Source organism: uncultured Algoriphagus sp., from assembly GCF_963974365.1.
In the GTDB taxonomy this organism is placed as follows: domain Bacteria; phylum Bacteroidota; class Bacteroidia; order Cytophagales; family Cyclobacteriaceae; genus Algoriphagus.
In genome coordinates this window covers 144,932-167,306 of the sequence record NZ_CAXBBX010000008.1, presented here as the reverse complement: position 1 = coordinate 167,306, position 22,375 = coordinate 144,932, and the positions used below count along the sequence as shown (strand labels likewise).

Here is a 22,375-nt window from a genome sequence, read left to right as displayed (position 1 = left end):
AACTTTCACCATAAAACTAAGTTAACACACGAATCTGAGTTTCCTATGTTTCAATTTTCTTTTTGATCTCATGCAATTTTAAAAGTGCTTCAATTGGCGAAATCGCATTGATATCTATTCCCTCAATCAGCTCTTTTGCTTCCTTCATCTTTGGGTCCATCTCGAACATGCTTAGCTGATAATTATTTTTAGGAATGGATTTAATATTTTCCTTTTGCTCTGCCACAGCCTTGTCCTTCTCCAAGTGCGACATAATCTCAGCCGCCCTCAACACTATGGGATTAGGCATACCTGCCATTTGAGCCACATGGATACCAAAGCTGTGCTCGCTACCTCCTTGTTTCAGTTTACGCATGAAAATCACCTTGTTTCCAACTTCCTTCACCGAGACATTGAAATTCTTGATTTTGGGGAAGTCAGAGGCCAATTGATTCAACTCATGGTAATGCGTTGCAAAAAGTGTTTTTGCCCGGAATGTTGGATGATTGTGCAAGTACTCCACGATAGACCAAGCAATGGAAATCCCATCGTAAGTTGATGTTCCCCTTCCGATTTCATCCATCAGAACCAGACTTCGATCTGATAGATTATTCAGAATACTGGCCGTCTCAGTCATCTCCACCATGAAGGTAGATTCGCCTTTAGAGAGATTATCCGAAGCGCCAACACGGGTGAAAACTTTGTCTATAATGCCGATCCTCGCAAAGGATGCTGGCACAAAGCTGCCCATCTGAGCCATCAGTACTGTCAAAGCAGTTTGACGCAGCAACGCGGACTTACCAGCCATATTGGGTCCGGTAATAATCATGATCTGCTGGGAATCATGATCCAGGTAAATGTCGTTCGGAACGTAATTTTCGCCTGGAGGCAGCTGTTTTTCAATTACTGGATGACGACCATCTTTGATTTCCAGCGTTTCCGTATCCGATATTTTCGGTCTCGCATAGCCGTTGGAAAGAGCAACTTGGGCAAAAGAAAGTAATACATCCAATGTGCCGAGAACTCTGGCATTCTGTTGAATTTGCGTTACATATTGAGCGGTCTCTTGTACCAATGCCAAGAAAAATCGCTGCTCAATCGCAATCATCTTATCTTCTGCATTCAGGATCTTGTCCTCGTATTCTTTCAATTCTGGAGTGATGTATCGCTCCGCATTCACCAGCGTTTGCTTACGAATCCACTCCGCAGGAACTTTGTCTTTATGTGAATTACTCACTTCCAGATAATATCCAAATACCTTGTTGAAAGCGATTTTCAGTGAGGTAATTCCGGTTTTCTGAACTTCCCGCTGCTGAATTTGCACCAAAAAATCCTTCCCTGTATTCGCTAATCCGCGATATTCATCCAGTTCCGGATCTACACCGTCATTGATTATTCCACCTTGATGAGTGAGCATAGGCGCGTCTTCCTTGAGCTCTGTATCAATCTTTTCCAATAAAAACTCGCAAGGATGTAGCTGATCAGAAAGCCTTTTTAAGGTTGGGTTCTTTTGGTTCTTTAGTAGCTCTTTGATCGGCAGAATGTTGGTCAGCGCACGTTTGATCTGATTGATCTCACGGGGATTTGCACGACCTACAACTACCTTAGAGATCAATCGCTCCAAATCGCCGATATGCTTCAGCGGATCGACCATTTCTTCAATCAGAACAGAATTTTGGTAGAAAAAATCGACTACATTCTGACGCTCTTCTATGGCTGATTTCTCCTTTAGAGGAAGGACCATCCATTTTTTCATCATTCTAGAGCCCATAGGCGTCACCGTCTGATCCAGGATATTGATCAAAGGAACTCCGCCTTCGTGCTGAGGAAAAACCAGTTCAAGGTTTCGAATGGTGAATTTGTCCAGCCAGACATATTTTTCCTCTGCTATTCTTGAAATCGAAGAAATATGCTGAATCTCCTTGTGCTCAGTTTCTTCCAAATAATACAAAATCGCACCCGCTGCCACAATCCCCATTTCCAGCTCTTCAACCCCAAACCCTTTAAGATTTGCAGTTCCAAAATGCGTCTTTAGTTTTTCATAAGTGAAGTCATATTGATACACCCAATCCTCACAGTGAAATGTGATGAAATCATTCTTCAATAGCTCTATAGCAACTTTTTTAGCAGCTTTGGAAAATATAATTTCTGCTGGCGCAAAGCTTTGGATCAGTTTTTCGAGATAAGAAGCTGAGCCTTCCGCACACATAAATTCCCCAGTAGAAAGGTCTAGAAATGCGATTCCATGCTTGTCTTTTCCAAAAGAAATTGAAGCGAGGTAATTGTTTTTCTTAGTGTCTAAAACCTGGTCATTGAAGGAAAGCCCGGGGGTTACTAGCTCAGTTACACCGCGTTTTACTATGCCTTTTACCGACTTTGGATCTTCGAGCTGATCACAGATAGCGACACGATTTCCAGCACGGACTAATTTCGGCAGATAAGTATCCAAAGAATGATGCGGAAAACCAGCAAGCTCAATATGAGATGCGGAACCGTTAGCTCTTTTGGTCAACACGATATCCAGAATTTTGCTGGCACGAACGGCATCTTCACCGAAAGTCTCATAAAAATCCCCAACCCGAAACAGCAATAACGCGCCAGGATGCTTGGCTTTGATTGCATTGTACTGCTTCATTAAAGGCGTTTCTTTGCCGTCTTTAGACTTACTCATGGGGTATGCTTACTTTTGTACGTAATTTCGAAAATTCACTCTGGGAATAAAGTCGAAAATAAGCCATTCATAAAGCAGAACAAAAAAGCATGAAAAAATTAAGCATGGAAGAACTCGAAAGAGTATCTGTCGAGGAGTTTAAAGAAATGGATAAATCGCCTATTGTGCTCGTTTTGGACAATGTTCGCAGCTTAAATAACGTGGGTTCTGCTTTCCGTACAGGAGATGCTTTTGGTGTAGAAAAAATTTACCTCTGCGGAATAACGGGCACTCCACCTCATCGTGATATTCAGAAGACTGCCCTTGGTGCAACTGAATCTGTGGAATGGGAATATTGCCTGAATACCATGTTGGCTATGGAAAAACTGAAAGCTGAAGGCTATCAAATATGTGCTCTAGAACAAGTAGATCGCTCAGTGAAACTGAATGATTTTGCTCCTGAAAAAGGCAAAAAATATGCATTGGTATTCGGAAATGAGGTTTTTGGGGTAGAAGAAGAAGTGCTCAATGCCTGTGATGCAGTCTTGGAAATCCCACAATTGGGCACCAAGCACTCCTTGAATATTTCTGTTTCTCTAGGAATAGCAGTTTGGGATTTGATGGTGAAAATGGAGCAGTTTTAGTTTTTGATAAAACGATATCGAATACCAAAAGAACCTCGGAATATTGAGTTTCCCTCGAAAACTAAAACTGGGGCTCCTTCTATATGAAACCCAAAGTCTTTTTGCTCAAATGGATAAATATTCAATCCTACAGGAACCACAATTCCGTCAAAATATCCCACTCTTAATCCTGCTCCGCCATAAAATTCAAATCGATCTGTCTTTTTGAAAATATAATTGGCTGCCAATTCTGCAGAAATATCTTCTAAGGATGTATCGGTACCAAGTCGGAATTCTGGAATAAAACGCTCTCCAAATTGGTAATTAACCCCTAGGAAAGGCAGGTTACTTTGATGAAAAGTGATAGTAGTTTGTGAAAAAGCAGAGAGAGAAAAAAGGCCAAAGAAAGTTACCAGTAAGATTTTTTTCATTTGTGTGAAATTAAGTTGTGTAAAAGATTAAAACCCGAGTTCACTTAGCTTCACATGAGTTTTAATCATATTTGAGCTGGCTTTAGCCACAAGCTTACCTGAGTCTTTAGTGATTACGGCTTCCCAATGATTTAGGTTAGCTCCTGAACGAACTAATTTTGCGGTAACTTCCAATTTCTCTCCGATTTGAGCTGCCGACAAAAAATCTACATTTAAATTAATACTGGTCATCAAATACTCTGAACCAGCAGCAAAATTTCCCATTCCTATCACATCGTCTATCATAAGCGAGGCAACTCCACCATGTAAAATTTGAGCGGGATTGCACATTTCTGGAGTGACTGTATAGGAAACTTTGATATGATCCTTATCAACTTCAATCAACGTTCCAGCAAGCCAATTACCTGCCTTTGAAGGCATTTTATCGAGTTTATGCCCAATTAATTTTTTGAACATATCTAAGCTTGGGTTCTGTCTTTTCATAGAATTATTCTCCTTCATTTATCAATCTAAAAAAGTCTTCCAATGTAGTTTTTAAGGCTTTCTTTTCTTTTGGTTTTGACCAGATAGAAATCCAATTCGAGTCTTTCTTAAGTTCAAATTCGGCATCATCAGCTATCCAGGGCTCGAGATCTCTCACATACATTAGAAAATCAGAATTATTACTATTTTGAAACTGAAACACTTTCTCTTTTCCTGCCTTGAAGCTACGGATTTGCAGAGGCCAATCTGTGTTAACAGGTTCTAGATAAAGATACGCCTCATCTTTTTGGCTATTAAGAATTATTACCAAATCCAAGGTGGGTTGAGAATCAGAAATTTCTCTTTTCCCATGACGAAAAAGGACCATTCCAGCATCTAATCGACTCTCTCTGTCATAGTTGAGTGCGCGTACATTAAAGAAATATAAACGACTGGAAGAGGTCATTCGAAATGTGAGATCATCTCCAGAATTATTTGCTCTCTTGGAATTGAAAAAGGAAAGTAACAGCACCAAACCAATAGAGATCAACCCAAAAATCTTTAGAATCTTGACTAATTCTGGGGTAAATATTTCGTTGGGTTTTTGCCGCTGGGGCATTGGATTTTCGCTTTAGGGACTACATAACTAATGTACATAAGAACCAGCATTGATATCGATGCTGGCTCCTGTAGCATGGTCGGCAAGACCAGAACAAAGAAGTGTCACCATGGGTGCAATATCTTCTGGCCTTGTAAGTTCGGGTAAAGCAATGTCATTTAAGGCGAAACCTTCACCATATTCAGCTAAAATTTCACTTGCCATATCCGTTCGAGTGAATCCTGGTGCGATAAGAAACGCTTTGATTCCTTGCTTTCCATAATGTCTGGCGATTGATCTTGTCAAACTTACAATAGCGCCCTTGGAGGCTGCGTAAGCTATATAGTCTGTTGTATCACCACGAAAAGCTGCTCTCGATGAAATATTTACTATTCTACCATTTTGATTTTTCAGAGCGTGATCTACAAATTCTTTACAAAGAATACCTAGCGCAGTTGTATTAACCTGAATAGTTTCTTGCCAAACTTTGACCCAATCCTCAGTAGGCAAATTATCCGGAGCGGAGCGGGAGATTCCCGCATTATTTACCAATCCCGAGATCTCTCCATATTTTTCAATCAATTTTGGGATAAAGCCAATGACTTGCTCAATATCTGAAAGATCGCATAGTTCAATATAACATAGGTTGGATAACTCACCTTTAAGCTTTTCTGCTTCACTAGCATTCCTATTACAATGAATAATCACTTCAGCTCCGGATTCTGAAAGTTGTTTTGCGATAGCTCTACCAATACCTCTGGATGCTCCAGTGACAAGAATTCGTTGATTTTTGAGAGAAATATTCATGTTAGAAATTACTAGGCAAAATGCTTCTTATGGGTGCTTGTAAAATCAGGTTTGTTACCACTTTTCACGAATCATCAAATGCTGAATATGTGCTAAATGGTGCTGTGAATGCCACTGATACATAAGCGTAACTTCGGAAAGAGGAACTGAAGATTGTGATTCTGGATGGAAATACGTTTTCTCAAAATCCTGAACTTGCATAGATTTAAGTACAATTGCCCATTTCAAATGTAATCCTCTGATAAGCGTGAGTGACTCTGACATCGGAAGCGAGTAATCTTCTAATTGGGCCCATGCTGCCTCATCGTAAGGCTTAATAGTTGGATTAACTTCCGTTAGCGCCAATTTAAAGCGAATTAGCGCATTCATATGACTATCGGACAGGTGATGAATCAATTGCATTACAGTCCAGCCACCCGGACGATATGGCGTGCTTAACTGTTCTTCAGAAAAACTCTGTACGGTTTCCTCCAGATACTGAGGAAACATTCCTAAGTATGTAATTGCCTCCTCTAAATTTTGATCTAAAATCAGTTCTGGTTTCTGAAATTTGCCTATAGGGTACTTTAATAATTCGATATCAATCATAGTAATTAACCTCCTGCTGCGATGGTAACCAAATCTACATTTTTTGCTCCATTCGCCAAAAGCACATTGGCACACGCACACAATGTAGCACCAGTCGTCATCACATCATCAACCAAAAGAATGGATTTGTTTGTAATTGTAGAATAGGGTGCGACTTGAAAAACATCGTCCACATTATACATTCGTTCAAGTCGAGATTTTTGCGTTTGCGTCTCCGTAAACTTTCCACGGACTAAGGAACTTTCAAGCTTAACAGCTAAGGCTTCTGAAAGACCAAACCCAAATTTTTCACTTTGATTATATCCTCTACGGCTTTGTTTCAAGGGATGCAATGGAACTGGTACAATCAGGTCCCAAGATCTATCAAATCCATTCTCATTTAGAATCTTGCCATACATTAACCCCAATTCTTGACCCAATTGAGGCTTATTTCGATATTTAAGCTGGTGCAAAAGCTTCTGGCTATTTCCGCCTTTTGTAAATTTCAAGAAGGCCATCACCATCCCGACTGCACTCAACCCTTTTACTTTATCGCATAAATCATTATCAATAGGCCTCAAATGATAACTTGTGATAGGCAGAGAACCCTTACATACGATGCAGAGATTTTTTTCAGAGTCATAAAGAGTCCCCCCACACATTAGACAGTTGCGCGGAAAAACTAAATCCACAAAATCTTTTACAAAAAATAAACGCATTGTGAAAAAGGCTTGTTCCTATCTGCCAAGGGCAAATAGTGGTATATTTGCTACTTAATTCTTTCCTAAACAGTTAAGTTAATGAATCTCGTAAAGGAATTCAATGAGTTCCGCAATCTGGTTAACGTTAAATTTTGGAGGAAATAGAATAAAGGAATGAAACGTATATTTAGTCTTGATTCTAAAAAGGCTAAACAGTTAAATGAAATAATTTACTAAGCCTGTTCAAGATCTGATGAGATGTAGCCAATCATAAATGGGAAAGCAATGCTACATACAACATTTCTATTTGTTAAATAAATAAAGCGAATACCAAAAATTCTCTCTTAAAAAAGAGTAGATAAGTATATAAATAATTGATATTCAGTAGTTTAAAATGTTTAAGCGAGATTTAGAGTTAGAAAAACGTTGGTCAAAACTATTAGAAGGCCTGAAAGAAACAATAGGTAAAAAACCTGCGGACTTAAATGGCGTACTCTTTCTTATTGGTGTTCAAGAACTTGGACAAGGAAATAAAATATTCAGTAAAGAGCAGAAGCAGGACCTGATGCATATTGCAGTATGTAAGGTGCTGAGTTATGACGGCTTTTATGAACTTGATTATGTTGACCAAGATGGATGGCCACATTGGAAATTGATTAAAGACCTTCCTCATTTTGATTTGTTGGATCAGGAAAAGCTTTTAAAAATTCAAGTATTGGAATATTTTGAAAAAGAGTACGAAATAGTAATAGAATAAATGGTGAAAATTGTATCGTATAACGTGAATGGCATTCGTGCCGCAATGAATAAAGGCTTTATAGACTGGCTGAAACTAGTAAACCCGGATATAATTGGTTTACAAGAAGTTAAGGCTAATTTAGACCAAATAGATGCGCATATTTTTCACGATTTAGGCTACGAAATCTATTGGTACCCTGCTTTTAAAAAGGGCTATAGTGGCGTAGCAGTTTTGACTAAAATAAAGCCAAAATCTGTTAAGATGGGAATGGATATATCTAAATATGACGAAGAAGGAAGGTTACTTCAAGTTGATTTTGATGATTTTTCATTTTTGACTGCATATTTTCCATCTGGGACAACAGGTGATATAAGACAAACATTCAAATATGAATTTCTTGACGACATATATGGATACATGCAGGATTTAAGAAAAACCAATCCAAATTTAATTCTAAGTGGCGACTACAATATTTGTCACAAGGCAATAGATATCCACAATCCAAAGTCAAATAAAAACACTTCTGGATTTCTACCTGAAGAAAGAGCATGGATGGACAAATTCACAGAATCTGGTTTTGTAGATAGTTTTAGAAAATTCAATGACCAACCAGACAATTACACATGGTGGAGTTATAGAGCAAATTCTAGAGCAAAGAATCTTGGTTGGAGAATTGATTACCACATGGCAACTGAGCCAATGGAGGATCGACTTAAAAGCTCAATAATATTAGCAGACGCTAAGCATTCCGACCATTGTCCAATACTAATCGAAGTAGAATAATAGATATTAATCATTGAATACAATTATGATGAAAAGCATAAAAATTTCTATTCCTTCTCTAATTGAGAACATAAAAATAATTGAAAGTTTCATCGACAATGCGCGGGAAAATTTCGAGATCAATGATGATATCTATGGGAATATTATGATATCAGTGACTGAGTGTATTAGCAATGCAATTATACATGGAAATCAAGGTGATAAAAATAAACTCGTCCATTTAGAATTAACTCTCGAAGAAGAGCAGCTTTTATTCACTATTCAGGACGAAGGAGAAGGCTTTGATTACAATGAGCTAAAAGACCCAACCGCTCCAGAGAATATTGAAAAAACAGGAGGAAGGGGTATTTTCCTTATAAAGCATCTTACTGATGATGTAAAATTCGAAGAGAATGGCACCAAAACGGTTTTATCATTTTACATGAATTAATCTATGGCAATTAATTTCTTTGCAGAAGAAGTGTCATTTTCCCTTAAAGAAAAGAGAAAAAGAAAAACTTGGCTTAAAAAAATTGCAGAAGCAGAAAACCATAAAATATCAGAGCTCAATTATATTTTCTGCTCAGACGAATATCTACTTAGCATTAATATAGAATATCTAGATCACGACACGTATACGGATATTATCACATTTGATAATTCAGAAGAAGAAAACATATTAGAAGGAGATATCTTTATAAGCATAGAACGAGTCAAAGAAAACTCTCAAGCACTAGAAGTGGATGAAGAAAAAGAGCTAAGCAGAGTGATCAGCCATGGTCTTTTTCACTTACTAGGATATAAAGACAAGTCTAATGAAGAAGCAAATCTGATGAGAAACAAAGAAGATTTTGCTATTAATTTATTCGAAGAGATTTAAACGTTCCACGTGAAACAGGTAATAACGTAAAGTAAAAAACTCTTACGTTCCACGTGAAACAGTAAACAAAAAGGACACAATGTTTCCAATATATGATGTCATAGTAGTAGGAGCAGGGCACGCAGGTTGCGAGGCGGCACATGCCGCCGCACAAATGGGCTCTAAAGTGCTACTATGCACAATGAATATGAATACGATAGCTCAAATGTCTTGCAACCCAGCGATGGGTGGTGTGGCAAAAGGGCAAATAGTACGAGAAATAGATGCATTAGGAGGGATGTCGGGTATTATATCCGACAAATCTATGATTCAGTTTAGGATGCTAAACAGATCTAAAGGACCTGCTATGTGGTCTCCAAGATCTCAGAATGACAGGATGAAGTTCGCTGAAGAGTGGAGAATGGCGTTAGAGCAAACTCCCAATGTGGATTTTTGGCAAGAAATGATCACAGGGCTTCTAATGAAGAACGGAGAGCTAAAAGGTGTAAGAACCAGTATAGGCTTGGAAATTCATGGAAAAAGTGTCGTTTTAACCAACGGAACATTCTTAAACGGGTTGATACATATTGGCGAAAAACAGTTTGGCGGTGGGAGAACTGGTGAAGCCGCTGCTCGAGGTATAACAGAGCAATTGGTGGAATTGGGCTTTGAGTCAGGGAGAATGAAGACGGGTACTCCACCAAGAGTAGATGGAAGAAGCCTTGATTATTCTAAAATGGAAGTTCAGTATGGTGATGAAAATCCAGAAAAGTTCAGCTATTCTGATTCAACAACTACTTTAAAAAACCAAAGAACCTGCTGGATTACCTATACAAACAAAGATGTACACTCAAGTCTTGAAGAAGGATTTGATAGATCTCCTATGTTCAATGGCAGAATCCAAGGCCTAGGGCCAAGGTATTGCCCATCTATTGAGGATAAAATTAATCGTTTTGCTGAAAGAGACAGACATCAAATCTTTGTAGAACCAGAAGGGTGGAACACTGTGGAAATGTACATCAACGGCTTCTCCACCTCACTTCCTGAGGATGTACAATTCAAGGCTCTAAGGAAAATTGCCGGATTTGAGAATGCAAAGATGTTTCGTCCAGGTTATGCAATTGAGTACGATTATTTTCCACCAACTCAATTGAAATTGACCTTAGAAACTCAATTGATAGAAAATTTGTATTTCGCAGGGCAAATAAACGGAACTACAGGATACGAGGAAGCAGCCTCACAAGGCTTGGTTGCCGGCATAAATGCTAGCCTTAAAGTTCAGGAAAAGGATCCTTTCTTATTAAAAAGGTCAGATGCTTATATTGGAGTATTAATTGATGATTTGATAAATAAAGGCACGGATGAGCCGTATCGTATGTTTACTTCACGAGCTGAATTTAGACTACTACTTCGTCAGGATAATGCAGATCTCCGGCTGACTCAAAAAGGCCATGATGTAGGTTTGGCCTCTGATGAGCGCTTGGTTCAAATGAATCTGAAAAAAGAAGAAACTGCCAAACTAATCAATGATCTAAAGCAGAAAAAATTCTCACCAGATACTATTAATGAAGGCCTGGAAGAATCAGGAACAGCAACTATCAAAGAGAAAATATCTGCTGAAAAGCTTTTAAAAAGACCTCACATTGGTTTGCAAACACTAATGTCGTTTAATCCATCCATTAAAGAATATCTATCCAAATATAGTAACGAGGTATTAGAGCAAGCTGAAATACAAATCAAATACGATAGTTATATTGAAAAAGAACAGCAAATGGTGGAAAAGTTAAGCAGTATGGAAAACTTCAAAATTCCATCAAGCTTTGACTATATCTCCATTCCTGCACTTTCTGCAGAAGCTAAACAAAAATTGTCTAAAATAAGACCAGAGACAATGGGTCAAGCTTCAAGAATAAGTGGAGTAACTCCAGCAGATTTATCCATAATCACCGTTTACCTTGGAAGATAAAAAGCTAGAAAGACTTACTAAATGCCCACTCTGCAAAAGTGGGCGTTTTCTTAATACGCAAGAAATTAAGGATTTTGCAGTGAGCCAAGAGACTTTCATAATATGCAATTGTACTAATTGCGGCCTGAAATTTACTAACCCCAGGCCAACAGAAGAATCTATAGGGCCATATTATGATTTCCCTGAGTATTTTTCCCATGAAGACAAAGCAAAAAATCTTACTCAATACGTATATCAAAAAGTAAGAAATTATGCGATAGCTCAAAAAGTAAAACACTTATCAGAATTAAGAGCTCAGAAAGGAAGGTACTTAGATTTTGGTTGCGGAACAGCTGAGCTATTGTACAAAGCAAAAGAGAGTGGGTGGAAAGTAACAGGTATAGAACCAAATCTAAAAGCAAGAAACCTAGCAAACTCAAAACTCGAAGGGAAAGTCTATGAATCTATTAATGACTTACCTAAAGGTACATCTTATCATATAATAACCTTATACCATGTTTTAGAGCATGTTCATACACTTAGAAAGTCTGTAAAAACACTCATAAAACACTTAAAACCAGATGGTTACATATTAATAGCTGTTCCTAATCCCGAGAGTTTGGATTCTAAAAAGTACGGTGAGAACTGGGCAGGATGGGATGTTCCGAGACATTTATATCATTTTAATCATAAAGCCATAAAGCAATTCGAAGAAATCTTTGGTTTACAACTAATCAAGGAATTGCCAATGAAATTTGATAGCTACTATGTATCTCTATTATCGGAAGGCTATAGAAAACCCAACCAATCCATCCTAAAAAAATACTACAAAGCAATTCGTTCAGGCAGGAATTCTAATAAGGAAGCTGCAAAATCTTCAGGTAATTATTCAAGTAATTTATTCGTTTTCAGAAAGAAGTGAAGCATCAAAATCTAATTATACTTTGCCTTATAAGCATTTTAGCTTTCTCATGTGCTAAACAAAGCACTCCAATGGGTGGCCCAAAAGATGAAGATCCACCTGTAGTTTTAGAAATGAGCCCCTTGGATCAAAGTCTAAACACTAAACCAGAAGAGATCATCATCACCTTTGACGAATACATCAGATTAGATAATGCGAACAAAAACATCCTGATCACTCCAAGAATAAACAAGGACGAAGTAATATTCACTGCTATTAAAAATTCGCTGGTGATAGAATTAAACCAGGAACTTGAGGATAGCACTACTTATGTATTCAACTTTCAGAAATCAATTCAAGATTTATCGGAAGGAAACCCAGCCGAAAACCTAAAGCTAGTTTTTTCTACTGGCACGAGTATAGATAGCCTAACTTTCTCAGGAAGAGTCAATAATTATTTCCCTGGCAGAAATGATAAGCTAGAAGATGCTATCGTAGGCCTATATCCAATGGACGATACTACCGATGTTTTTATTGCTCCCCCATATTATCTAACGCAGGTAGATACAGCTGGCAACTTTAACATCTCGAATATTAAAGCAGGAAAATACTACGCTTATGCCTGGCAGGATGACAATAACAGCCTAAAAGCTGAGTACAAAACCGAAGCGTTCGACTTTATCAGAGATTCGATTTCCATACACCAAAACATCAGCGGGGTACAATTCAATCTCTCCAAAGGGGATCAAACACCGATCAGATTGTTGAGATCATCAACTTTAGGTTCTAACTACACCATCGTCCTGAACAAAACACCGATTGAGGTGAATCTGGAAAATGAGAAATTAGGCAAAGAGATTTTTTATACACTCGGAGACAAAAGAATCAATCTTTTTTCGACCGACATACTACCAGATAGTTTAGCATTCAATGTCAACTTAGTGGACTCTGTAGGATATGAGGTAGATTCATTAATATGGGCAAAATTCGAACCTTCAGAAAGAAAACCAGAGAAGCTAACAGCCACCCCAAATTCAGGCAAAGCTTTCTATCAAAACCTTCCCATTGAACTAACTTTCAATAAGCCTATTAACAATATAAATTTCGATTCCCTTTATCTAGCCTACGACACAGCTTCAGTAATTCAAATCACTCCTGCAATGTTAAGCTTTAAGGATTCATTAAGTAGAAATGTGTTGGAAATAAATCTGGACTTGCCCGATTCCATTCCCTTTGAATCTTTCACACTAAAAGCGGCAGACTCTACATTTCTGGATATTGAAGGGCAGTACAATGAGCAAGAAATCTCTGCTAGCTATAAGAAACTCAAAAAGGAAACGCTGGCAGATTTAATCACAGGCACTATAGAGAACGCAGAAGGACCTTACATCGTCCAACTCCTAGATAGTAAAGGAGAGGTGAAAAGAGAGACGTATATCGAAACAGGAAATAAATACTCCTTTAGTTTGATAGAAGCTACCGCTTATCAAATCAGAGTAATTGAAGATACAAATGGAAACCGAAGATGGGATCCTGCTAATTATGAATCAAAACGATATGCTGAGCGAATATTTTATTTTATAGATCCTGAAACAGGAAACAAAAATATTACTGTCAGAGGTGGCTGGTCTTTGGAGGATATTGTCATCAGGGCTACGCCAAAAACAGGTGTAAAAAGCAATGAAAAGTAGACGTGGATAAGTAGTAATTCAACTGTGGATAAAAGTGGATTACTTAACGATAACTCATCACTTATGCACCGAGCTATCACTACCATTTCTACCTAGTACCAGTATTGGGGAAAAGCCAACAGTTATCCACCAATGAAAATCATTCTATCCACAGCCATTTTTCCAACAGTGAATAAGTAAGACTTAATCCACAAAAATTAGAATATTCATTTACTATAATAATTTTCAACCTCTTACATGTGGACAAAAAGAGGATAACCCGTGGGTAACTCAAGTTTAATGACATCCAAAGAGTGGAGAAGAATAAATCGCCTTCTTTTCCACAAATCCACAGTCCTAATAACCTTAATAAAGAATTTTTTAAAAAATCTATTTTACATTTATTATAAAAAGAGAGCGTGGATAACTCTTTGTAATGGCCTCACATTTTGGTAATATTATAAATACCCAAAATGACAGACTATGGAGCCTTCTAGACTTTTTGATTTGATACCTTATCAGATCGCTACTTATAATAAAGAGATCTCGCTTGCTAAAAAGGAAGAAGGACAATGGAAATCCTTTTCGTCCAGAGACGTCAAAGAAATAGTAGATAACCTGAGCTTGGCTTTTCTCAAAACTGGTTTGAAACAAGGAGAGAAAGTGGCGATAATTTCTGAAAACTGTCCAGAATGGAATTTCATTGATTTTTCCCTGCAGCAGATCGGTGCTATTTCGGTACCCATTTATCCTACTATTACCTCCTCAGATTTCGAGTACATTTTTGATCATGCTGAAGTCAAAATGATTTTCGTTGGTGATCAGACTATTTACGATAAGGCGAAAGAAGTATGCGGAGAGCGATTGATTTACGGTTTTAAAGCAATTGATGGTGCTATATTCTGGGAAGACTTTTTGGCAATCGGCGTAAATGAAAGTATTGAAGCGCTTGAACTGTTGAAAGAGACTGTAAAGCCTGATGACATGTTTACCATCATTTATACTTCAGGTACCACAGGTCGGCCAAAGGGCGTAATGCTTTCACATACCAACGTGCTTTCGAATGTCCTTTCGATTGCCGCTATTATGACTCCAGAAAGAGGAACATCACGCGTACTTAGTTTTCTTCCTCTTTGTCATATTTATGAGCGAACGGGCTCCTTCTGTTTTATGTATTTGGGTTTCTCCATTTACTATGCGGAGAGCTTGGAGACTTTGGGGGAAAATATGAAGGAAGTCAAACCTCATGCTTTTAATACAGTTCCTCGTCTTCTAGAGAAAATCTATGATAAGATAGTAGCCAAAGGATATGAGCTATCTGGGATTAAAAAACAGCTTTTCTTCTGGGCATTGAATTTAGGATTGAACTATGAACCTGGTAAGAAAATGGGTTCTTGGTATGATTTTCAACTGAAAATGGCCAATAAACTGATTTTCAGTAAATGGAGAGAAGCATTAGGAGGTGAAGTACTTCAAATTAATTCGGGTGCATCAGCTTTACAGCCAAGGTTAGCTCGGGTTTTTTGGGCTGCTGGTATCAAAGTCTGTGAAGGTTATGGACTGACGGAGACTTCTCCGGTAATTTCAGCATCTGTCTGTACAAATGAAGAAATGAGAATAGGCTGGGTTGGAAAAATTGTACAGGATGTAGCAGTAAAAATCGCTGAGGATGGCGAAATCCTAGTCCAAGGCCCCAATGTTATGCTAGGTTACTACAAGCAACCTGATATGACCGCAGAGGTACTGCAAAACGGCTGGTTTCACACCGGAGACATCGGTGAGCTAGACGGTTCTTTCCTGAAAATCACCGATCGTAAGAAGGAGATGTTCAAAACGTCCGGAGGCAAATACATTGCGCCTCAGCTGATGGAGAATAAATTCAAGGAATCTACCCTTATTGATCAGCTGATGGTAGTGGGTGAAAATAAAAATTATCCAAGTGCTTTGATCGTGCCTGGTTTTGAAGGATTGAAGGATTATTGCAAGCATAAAGGCATTCCCTATACCACTGACGAGGAAATGATTCTCAAACCTGAAATCGTTGAAAAGTACGATCGAGAGATTGAGCAAATCAATAAATACTTTGGCAAATGGGAGCAAATCAAGCGTTTCAAGCTCTTACCGGAACCTTGGGGCATAGAATCAGGAGAATTGACCCCAACAATGAAACTGAAACGAAAGGTCATCTTACAGAAATTTGCTAAAGAGATTGAGCATATTTATCAGGAATGATGTCAATTTTTTAGATTTTACTATTTATTAAAATTAATATATCCTTTTACTTAAAGAGACTTTTCTTACTTAATCTTCTGTTTTTAAGTGAAATATTTGCTTTATCCCAATGATAGCAGTGAAATACCTAGGTATTCAACGAGATAATTTGTGATGCATGCATAACTTTTTCTCAATATAGTATGCATGCATACATTATTTTTTGTAGATTAGTAATCCTCATTAATTGAAGAATTCTGCAGTGATGAAAAGAGAAGAAACAGTTGATTACCATATAAAAAGTGCCTGGCATGCGATCTCAAGAATGTACAATCAGCAAGCAGCTGAGGAGGGATTTACTACCGCTATTGGATTTGTGCTGATCAATATCAATTCTACTGAAGGTACGCCTGCTACCAAAATTGCCCCAAAACTAGGTCTCGAGACTAGAAGTTTGACGAGAATGCTGAAGACGATGGAAGAAAAAGGGATGATTTATAAAATGCCAGACCCGATTGATAAGCGTTCTGTACGGATATTTTTAACAGATGAAGGCAAGAAGAAAAAAGAAAGATCTGTCAATACCATTAAAGAATTCAATGATCAGGTGCGGGAAGTCGTAAGCGAAGAAGAGCTTCAGGATTTCTTCAGAGTATTTGAGAAAATTCAACTTGTGATCGATCAAGTGCAGACTGCCAAAGGAATAGATGTCAGCAAACCAATATTTGAACTATAAACCATATAACGACCACAAGGTAGAAACTACCAAAAGCCCAAAATTATGAAAAGAACCATTAAGAAAGTTGCCATTTTAGGTTCGGGTGTTATGGGATCCAGAATTGCCTGTCACTTTGCCAATATCGGCGTGCAGGTGCTTTTACTGGACATAGTACCCTTCGAACTTACCGAGCAAGAGCAGAAAAAAGGATTGACCAAAGAAGATCCAATAGTCAGAAATAGAATAGTGACCAGTGCCTTGCAAAGCACACTGAAGTCTAACCCTTCTGCGATTTACGATAAGTCATTTGCGGATAGAATCACAACCGGAAATTTCGATGACGATCTCCCAAAAATCAAAGATTACGATTGGGTAATGGAAGTGATCGTTGAGAGACTTGATATCAAACAGTCTCTTTTTGAAAAAGTAGAAAAATACAGAAAGCCAGGAACACTAATTACTTCCAATACTTCTGGTATTCCTATGCACATGATGTGTGAGGGTAGATCAGAAGACTTTCAAGAGAATTTTGCAGGTACACACTTTTTCAATCCACCTAGATATTTACGCTTATTAGAAATCATTCCTGGACCAAAATCTAAGCAGGAAAACATTGATTTTCTAATGGACTACGGTGATAAATACCTAGGTAAAGAAACAGTCCTATGTAAGGATACACCTGCATTTATTGCTAACAGAATTGGCGTTTACGCGATTATTTCTGCCATGCATACCATCGAGAAAATGGGCCTAGGCGTATCTGAAGTAGATAAATTGACAGGAACACTAATCGGCCGGGCAAAATCTGCTACGTTCAGGACAATGGATGTGGTTGGTTTGGATACTACGGTAAACGTGGCCAACAACCTTTACAAAGCATTACCGAATGATGAGTCTCGTGAGAAATTCAAACTTCCGAAAATCATGGAAGTACTGTACGAGAAAAAATGGTTAGGCGACAAAACTGGATCTGGATATTTCAATATGATCCGACACAAAGACGGAACAAAAGAATTGAAGGAAATTGATTTTGAAACCTTTGAGTACAAAGATCTAGAAAAGCCAAAATTCAAAGCGTTGGAAGCTGCTAAGGAGTTTGAAGACTTGAAAAAGAGAATCAAATTCTTAGTGAATTTTGATGACAAAGCCGGAGAATTCTACCGGGCCACTTTCTATGATTTGTTCAAGTATTGCTCCAATAGAATCCCTGAGATAGCAGATGAACTATTCAGAATAGATCAAGCAGTTTGTGCTGGATTTGGATGGGAACTTGGGCCTTTCGAAAACTGGGATTTACTCGGGGTGAAAGAAACAGTTGAAAAAATGGAAGCTGCTGGGGAAAAGCCAGCTGCATGGGTTTATGAAATGCTTGAGGCAGGAAATGAATCCTTTTATAAGGTGGAAAACGGCAAGAAGCATTTCTATGATATTCCAAGCAAATCTTACAAGGAAGTGCCAGGAATGGATGATTTCATCATTTTGGATACACTTAAATCTGCTGGAAAAGTCATTTGGAATAATGCCGGAGCATCAGTCTATGACCTAGGCGATGATGTGATCGGTTTGGAATTCCATACTAAGATGAATTCCATGGGAGCTGAAGTGATCGAAGGGATCAATACAGCCATTGGAATGGCAGAGAAATCATACAAAGGACTAGTGGTAGGAAATGAAGGAGCTAATTTCTCCGCAGGAGCAAATCTGGCGATGCTATTTATGTTCGCTGGAGACCAGGACTTTGATGAGATCAATCTAATGATTGCACAATTCCAGAATACGATGATGAGAGCTAGATACTCATCAATTCCAGTGATTTCTGCTCCGCATAATATGGCTCTGGGTGGTGGTTGTGAGTTTTCGCTTCATTCAGATCACATCCAAGCGCATGCCGAATTGTACATGGGCTTGGTGGAAGTTGGAGTTGGATTAATTCCTGCCGGTGGCGGTACCAAGGAAATGACATTAAGATTTTCCAATGCCGTAAAATCCGGAGACGTAGAATTGAACCGTCTGCAGGATGCATTTATGAATATTGCCATGGCGAAAGTTTCTACCTCTGCTGAGGAAGCCAGAAACTTGGGCTACATGAGAAAAGATGATGGTATTACCCTCAATCGAAAGCGACAATTGGCGGAAGCAAAATCGAAAGTCATTTCTATGAATGAATCCGGCTATACTCAGCCAATTGAGCAAACAGATATTCGTGTACTTGGAAAAGAGTCTTTGGCACTTTTTGAAGCTGGAATTACTGGAATGAGGTATGGTGCATATATTTCTGAGCATGATGCTTTGATCGCCAAAAAACTAGCCTACGTAATGTCTGGAGGGGATTTGTCCTCGCCAACTGAGGTTTCTGAGCGATACTTACTGGACTTGGAGCGCGAAGCATTCTTGAGCTTGACTGGTGAAAAGAAAACGCTGGAGAGAATCCACAGTATTTTATTCAAAGGAAAACCGCTTAGAAATTGATGTCTAAAGTACTAAGTGCAATGTACCAAGTAACTCAATACTCAAAAAACTCGAAATAACATGGAAGCATATATAGTAAATGGATATAGATCAGCGGTTGGAAAGGCCAAAAAAGGCGGATTCAGATTTTACCGCCCAGATGATCTAGCTTCAGATGTGATCAAGCATCTAGTAGCGAATACACCTGGATTGGAAGCCAAAATGGTGGATGACCTGATCGTTGGAAATGCAGTTCCGGAAGCGGAACAAGGAATGCAAATGGGGAGAATGATTTCTCTCCTTGCTTTAGGAATAGAAAATCCAGGCTTTATCGTCAACCGTTATTGCGGTTCTGGAATTGAAGCGATTGCCTTGGCCGTAGGAAAAGTAAAAGCAGGAATGGCAGATTGTATCATCGCTGGTGGTACAGAATCTATGTCTATGGTACCAATGATGGGATATAAGACAGTGCTGAATTACAAAATAGCTACTGAGCATCCTTCTTATTACATCAGTATGGGTTTGACAGCAGAGGAATTAGCAAAGGAATACGAAATCACTCGCGAAGAATCAGATGCTTTTTCCGTCAAATCACATGAAAAAGCCATTGCTGCTATTGCTGCAGGTAAGTTCAAAGATGAGATCGTTCCTGTAGAAGTTGAAGAAACCTATCTCGATGAAAAAGGCAAAAAGAAAACCCGCAAATATGTAGTAGACACGGATGAGGGACCTCGTCCTGGAACGACCATGGATGTACTTTCAAGTTTGAAACCAGCTTTCAAAAATGGTGGGCAGGTGACAGCAGGAAATTCCTCACAAACTTCTGATGGTGCTGCTTTCGTAGTAGTGATGTCAGAGCGAATGGTGAAGGAATTAAACATTGAGCCAGTTGCTAGAATGATGTCTTATAGTGCTGCAGGAGTTGATCCTAGAATTATGGGAATTGGCCCAAAAGAAGCCGTTCCTAAAGCATTGAAGCAGGCAGGACTAACTCTAAATGACATTGATCTGATCGAACTGAATGAAGCATTTGCAGCACAGGGATTATCAGTAATCAAGGCGCTGGACTTCAATCCAGATATCGTAAACGTAAATGGTGGAGCTGTTGCTCTTGGTCATCCGCTGGGATGTACCGGAGCTAAACTTTCCATTCAAATGTTCAATGAACTTCGTCGCCAGAATAAAAAGTACGGACTTGTCACTGCCTGTGTTGGTGGTGGTCAGGGCGTTGCCGGAGTATATGAACTTCTAAAGTAACCTATCCCCAAACTTCATTATTCAACATTTTTCATTCATCATTCGATTTTGAAAATGTAGAATTTCGAATGATGAATTCTGAATAATGAAGAAAATAAGCTGACAAAAAGAATATAACGATGACCACCCAAACAAAATCAACCCAAGGAGGAGAATTCCTCATCAAGGAAACAGATGCGCAGGACATCTTTATTCCTGCAGAATTTACTGAAGAACAACGAATGATGGCTCAGGCCTGTCAGGATTTTATCGATACAGAGATAACTCCTCATGTAAAGGAAATCGACAGTATGAAGGATCCCGATCTTGTGCCTTCCATTTTCAAGAAAGCTGGTGATCTTGGCCTTTTGGGAATAACGGTTCCAGAGGAATATGGAGGAATGGGTATGAGTTTCAATACTTCCATGCTGATCGCGGATATTATTGGTGCAGCCGGTTCTTTTTCTACAACCTACGGAGCACATACTGGGATTGGAACACTGCCTATTTTGTATTACGGTACAGAAGAACAAAAGAAAAAGTACCTTCCAAAGCTTGCTACTGGCGAATGGGCTGCGTGTTATTGCCTCACTGAGCCTGACGCAGGTTCGGATGCAAATAGCGGCAAGACGAAAGCTACACTTTCGGAAGATGGTAAAACCTATCTTTTGAATGGGCAGAAAATGTGGATCTCAAATGCAGGATTCGCAGAATTGTTCATTGTTTTTGCCAAAATTGAAGATGATAAAAACTTGACTTGTTTTATCGTAGAGAAGTCTTTTGGTGGAATCACGATGAATGAGGAGGAGAAAAAACTGGGAATCAAAGGTTCGTCTACCCGCCAGGTTTTCTTCAACGATTGTCCTGTCCCGGTGGAGAATATGCTCTCTGATCGTCAGAATGGATTCAAAATCGCCGTGAATATCCTAAACATCGGTAGAGTAAAACTTGGCGCTGGAGTACTTGGTGGTGTTCGCACCGTGACTACAAATGCAGTCAAATATTCCACAGAACGTAAGCAGTTCGGCGTAAGCATTAATTCTTTTGGAGCAATCAAATCCAAACTTGCTGAAATGGCAACCAAATCTTATGTCTCGGAAGCACTTTGCTATCGAGCTGGACAGGATATTGAGAATAAGATCAATGCGCTTGAAGCAGATGGAATGGACGCTAGTGAAGCAAAACTGAAGGGTGTTGAGGCTTTTGCGATTGAGTGTGCTATCGCTAAAGTGCAATGCTCTGAAGTGCTGGATTATGTGGTCGATCAAGGGGTTCAGATCTATGGAGGTATGGGCTACTCAGCTGATGCTCCAATGGAACGCGCATATCGTGATGCCAGGATTTCCAGAATTTATGAAGGCACCAATGAAATCAATAGAATGTTGATGGTTGGAATGCTTCTGAAGCGAGCGATGAAAGGTGAGATCAATATTTTTGACCCAGCAATGGCTGTTTCCAAAGAACTGACCTCTGTTCCTTCATTTGAGACAATTGACACTTCTGAGCTTTTCGCTGCTGAAAAAGAAGTGCTGAAAAAGTTGAAGAAAGTATTCCTGATGGTAGGTGGTAAAGCTGCTATGGCTCTTCAGGATAAAATTGAAGATGAGCAGGAAATCATGATGAATCTGGCTGATGTGATGATCGAGATTTATGCAAGTGAGTCGGCGATTCTTCGTACAGAAAAGCTAGTTTCTATTAAGGGAGAAGATGCCTGCAAGAATCAAATTGCTATGGCACAGATTTACCTTTCGGAGGCTGTGGACAAAATCAATACTGCTGCGAAAGAAGCGATTGGTAGCTTTACCAAAGGCGATGAGCAAAAAGTAATGCTGATGGGCTTGAAGAGATTCACCAAATCTGAGCTTTATAATACCAAGGAATTAAGAAGACAAATCGCTGATTATATGATTGATCAGGGTAAATATCCGTTTTAAGGTTGTGATAAATTGAGTACCCAAGCCTCCGAAATGAAAGAGTTCGGAGGCTTTTTTGGTATTATCCGCAGAGTCCACAAATAAAATGCGGAGAGCACAAGTCCTTAATTTTTCGAGCGAATGAGGGCTCAATT

The 22,375-nt window shown here is 38.9% G+C and carries 20 protein-coding genes; 13 read left to right on the top strand and 7 right to left on the bottom strand.

All coding sequences use genetic code 11. From position 1 onward, the window contains the following. Positions 1–43: 43 nt before the first annotated feature. The gene (mutS, locus tag AACZ87_RS12365) at positions 44–2,650 is read right to left on the bottom strand and encodes a DNA mismatch repair protein MutS (protein WP_339867564.1); all 2,607 of its coding nucleotides are present in this window, start codon (positions 2,648–2,650) and stop codon (positions 44–46) included. An 89-nt stretch (positions 2,651–2,739) separates the two neighbouring features. Here mutS and AACZ87_RS12360 point away from each other — a divergent pair, with 89 nt between their 5' ends. Continuing rightward, positions 2,740–3,273, top strand: a complete 534-nt coding sequence (locus AACZ87_RS12360; RefSeq protein WP_339867562.1) for an RNA methyltransferase — start codon at positions 2,740–2,742, stop codon at positions 3,271–3,273. On the opposite strand, the gene AACZ87_RS12355 is transcribed toward AACZ87_RS12360, so the two are convergent. Genes AACZ87_RS12355 through AACZ87_RS12330 form a run of 6 tightly spaced genes read right to left on the bottom strand, consistent with a single transcriptional unit; the run spans position 3,270 to position 6,836 of the window. Next, complete coding sequence (locus tag AACZ87_RS12355; protein ID WP_339867560.1) at positions 3,270–3,683, bottom strand: hypothetical protein; 414 nt, start codon at positions 3,681–3,683, stop codon at positions 3,270–3,272. The genes AACZ87_RS12360 and AACZ87_RS12355 overlap by 4 nt on opposite strands. Before the next feature lie 27 nt (positions 3,684–3,710). Beyond that, complete coding sequence (locus AACZ87_RS12350; protein ID WP_339867559.1) at positions 3,711–4,166, bottom strand: PaaI family thioesterase; 456 nt, start codon at positions 4,164–4,166, stop codon at positions 3,711–3,713. Positions 4,167–4,170: 4 nt separating this feature from the next. Next, positions 4,171–4,764, bottom strand: coding sequence for a hypothetical protein (locus AACZ87_RS12345; RefSeq protein ID WP_339867557.1), 594 nt, complete (start codon positions 4,762–4,764; stop codon positions 4,171–4,173). Between the two features lie 27 nt (positions 4,765–4,791). Further along, positions 4,792–5,550: an SDR family oxidoreductase gene (locus AACZ87_RS12340; protein WP_339867555.1), complete on the bottom strand. Its 759-nt coding sequence runs from the start codon at positions 5,548–5,550 to the stop codon at positions 4,792–4,794. 54 nt (positions 5,551–5,604) lie between these two features. Further along, entirely contained in the window at positions 5,605–6,138 is a 534-nt protein-coding gene (locus AACZ87_RS12335) for a YfiT family bacillithiol transferase (RefSeq protein WP_339867554.1), read from the bottom strand. A 5-nt stretch (positions 6,139–6,143) separates the two neighbouring features. Beyond that, the gene (locus tag AACZ87_RS12330; RefSeq protein WP_339867553.1) at positions 6,144–6,836 is read right to left on the bottom strand and encodes a phosphoribosyltransferase family protein; all 693 of its coding nucleotides are present in this window, start codon (positions 6,834–6,836) and stop codon (positions 6,144–6,146) included. A 376-nt stretch (positions 6,837–7,212) separates the two neighbouring features. On the opposite strand from AACZ87_RS12330, the gene AACZ87_RS12325 reads away from it, so the two are divergent. The 12 genes from AACZ87_RS12325 (at position 7,213) to AACZ87_RS12270 (ending at position 22,241) form a co-directional block, all read left to right on the top strand. After that, positions 7,213–7,575: a hypothetical protein gene (locus AACZ87_RS12325; RefSeq protein WP_339867552.1), complete on the top strand. Its 363-nt coding sequence runs from the start codon at positions 7,213–7,215 to the stop codon at positions 7,573–7,575. Positions 7,576–7,578: 3 nt separating this feature from the next. Next, positions 7,579–8,340, top strand: coding sequence for an exodeoxyribonuclease III (locus AACZ87_RS12320; RefSeq protein ID WP_339867737.1), 762 nt, complete (start codon positions 7,579–7,581; stop codon positions 8,338–8,340). A gap of 28 nt (positions 8,341–8,368) precedes the next feature. Beyond that, positions 8,369–8,770: an ATP-binding protein gene (locus AACZ87_RS12315; protein WP_339867735.1), complete on the top strand. Its 402-nt coding sequence runs from the start codon at positions 8,369–8,371 to the stop codon at positions 8,768–8,770. A gap of 3 nt (positions 8,771–8,773) precedes the next feature. Beyond that, a complete protein-coding gene (gene ybeY, locus AACZ87_RS12310) occupies positions 8,774–9,199 on the top strand; it encodes an rRNA maturation RNase YbeY (RefSeq protein ID WP_339867550.1) in 426 nt (141 codons plus the stop codon). 79 nt (positions 9,200–9,278) lie between these two features. Further along, entirely contained in the window at positions 9,279–11,144 is a 1,866-nt protein-coding gene (mnmG, locus tag AACZ87_RS12305; RefSeq protein WP_339867548.1) for a tRNA uridine-5-carboxymethylaminomethyl(34) synthesis enzyme MnmG, read from the top strand. Next, complete coding sequence (locus AACZ87_RS12300) at positions 11,134–12,045, top strand: class I SAM-dependent methyltransferase (RefSeq protein WP_339867546.1); 912 nt, start codon at positions 11,134–11,136, stop codon at positions 12,043–12,045. The genes mnmG and AACZ87_RS12300 overlap by 11 nt, the downstream gene beginning before the upstream one ends. Positions 12,046–12,116: 71 nt before the next feature. Further along, on the top strand, positions 12,117–13,715 hold the full coding sequence (locus AACZ87_RS12295) for an Ig-like domain-containing domain (RefSeq protein WP_339867544.1): 1,599 nt from the start codon (positions 12,117–12,119) through the stop codon (positions 13,713–13,715). A 462-nt stretch (positions 13,716–14,177) separates the two neighbouring features. After that, positions 14,178–15,926 (top strand): long-chain fatty acid--CoA ligase, encoded by a 1,749-nt coding sequence (locus AACZ87_RS12290; RefSeq protein ID WP_339867542.1) that lies wholly within the window; start codon positions 14,178–14,180, stop codon positions 15,924–15,926. 244 nt (positions 15,927–16,170) lie between these two features. Next, positions 16,171–16,641, top strand: coding sequence for a MarR family transcriptional regulator (locus tag AACZ87_RS12285; protein ID WP_339867540.1), 471 nt, complete (start codon positions 16,171–16,173; stop codon positions 16,639–16,641). A gap of 45 nt (positions 16,642–16,686) precedes the next feature. Continuing rightward, positions 16,687–19,092: a 3-hydroxyacyl-CoA dehydrogenase/enoyl-CoA hydratase family protein gene (locus AACZ87_RS12280; protein ID WP_339867538.1), complete on the top strand. Its 2,406-nt coding sequence runs from the start codon at positions 16,687–16,689 to the stop codon at positions 19,090–19,092. 60 nt (positions 19,093–19,152) lie between these two features. Further along, the gene (locus tag AACZ87_RS12275; protein WP_339867536.1) at positions 19,153–20,328 is read left to right on the top strand and encodes an acetyl-CoA C-acyltransferase; all 1,176 of its coding nucleotides are present in this window, start codon (positions 19,153–19,155) and stop codon (positions 20,326–20,328) included. Between the two features lie 119 nt (positions 20,329–20,447). Continuing rightward, a complete protein-coding gene (locus AACZ87_RS12270) occupies positions 20,448–22,241 on the top strand; it encodes an acyl-CoA dehydrogenase family protein (RefSeq protein ID WP_339867534.1) in 1,794 nt (597 codons plus the stop codon). Positions 22,242–22,375: the final 134 nt, after the last annotated feature.

Excerpts from the sequence above, each read along its gene's own strand:
- mutS (WP_339867564.1), bottom strand. The coding sequence starts at position 2,650 with ATGAGTAAGTCTAAAGACGGCAAAGAAACGCCTTTAATGAAGCAGTAC.
- AACZ87_RS12360 (WP_339867562.1), top strand. The coding sequence starts at position 2,740 with ATGAAAAAATTAAGCATGGAAGAACTCGAAAGAGTATCTGTCGAGGAG.
- AACZ87_RS12355 (WP_339867560.1), bottom strand. The coding sequence starts at position 3,683 with ATGAAAAAAATCTTACTGGTAACTTTCTTTGGCCTTTTTTCTCTCTCT.
- AACZ87_RS12350 (WP_339867559.1), bottom strand. The coding sequence starts at position 4,166 with ATGAAAAGACAGAACCCAAGCTTAGATATGTTCAAAAAATTAATTGGG.
- AACZ87_RS12345 (WP_339867557.1), bottom strand. The coding sequence starts at position 4,764 with ATGCCCCAGCGGCAAAAACCCAACGAAATATTTACCCCAGAATTAGTC.
- AACZ87_RS12340 (WP_339867555.1), bottom strand. The coding sequence starts at position 5,550 with ATGAATATTTCTCTCAAAAATCAACGAATTCTTGTCACTGGAGCATCC.
- AACZ87_RS12335 (WP_339867554.1), bottom strand. The coding sequence starts at position 6,138 with ATGATTGATATCGAATTATTAAAGTACCCTATAGGCAAATTTCAGAAA.
- AACZ87_RS12330 (WP_339867553.1), bottom strand. The coding sequence starts at position 6,836 with ATGCGTTTATTTTTTGTAAAAGATTTTGTGGATTTAGTTTTTCCGCGC.
- AACZ87_RS12325 (WP_339867552.1), top strand. The coding sequence starts at position 7,213 with ATGTTTAAGCGAGATTTAGAGTTAGAAAAACGTTGGTCAAAACTATTA.
- AACZ87_RS12315 (WP_339867735.1), top strand. The coding sequence starts at position 8,369 with ATGAAAAGCATAAAAATTTCTATTCCTTCTCTAATTGAGAACATAAAA.
- ybeY (WP_339867550.1), top strand. The coding sequence starts at position 8,774 with ATGGCAATTAATTTCTTTGCAGAAGAAGTGTCATTTTCCCTTAAAGAA.
- mnmG (WP_339867548.1), top strand. The coding sequence starts at position 9,279 with ATGTTTCCAATATATGATGTCATAGTAGTAGGAGCAGGGCACGCAGGT.
- AACZ87_RS12295 (WP_339867544.1), top strand. The coding sequence starts at position 12,117 with ATGGGTGGCCCAAAAGATGAAGATCCACCTGTAGTTTTAGAAATGAGC.
- AACZ87_RS12290 (WP_339867542.1), top strand. The coding sequence starts at position 14,178 with ATGGAGCCTTCTAGACTTTTTGATTTGATACCTTATCAGATCGCTACT.
- AACZ87_RS12285 (WP_339867540.1), top strand. The coding sequence starts at position 16,171 with ATGAAAAGAGAAGAAACAGTTGATTACCATATAAAAAGTGCCTGGCAT.
- AACZ87_RS12280 (WP_339867538.1), top strand. The coding sequence starts at position 16,687 with ATGAAAAGAACCATTAAGAAAGTTGCCATTTTAGGTTCGGGTGTTATG.
- AACZ87_RS12275 (WP_339867536.1), top strand. The coding sequence starts at position 19,153 with ATGGAAGCATATATAGTAAATGGATATAGATCAGCGGTTGGAAAGGCC.
- AACZ87_RS12270 (WP_339867534.1), top strand. The coding sequence starts at position 20,448 with ATGACCACCCAAACAAAATCAACCCAAGGAGGAGAATTCCTCATCAAG.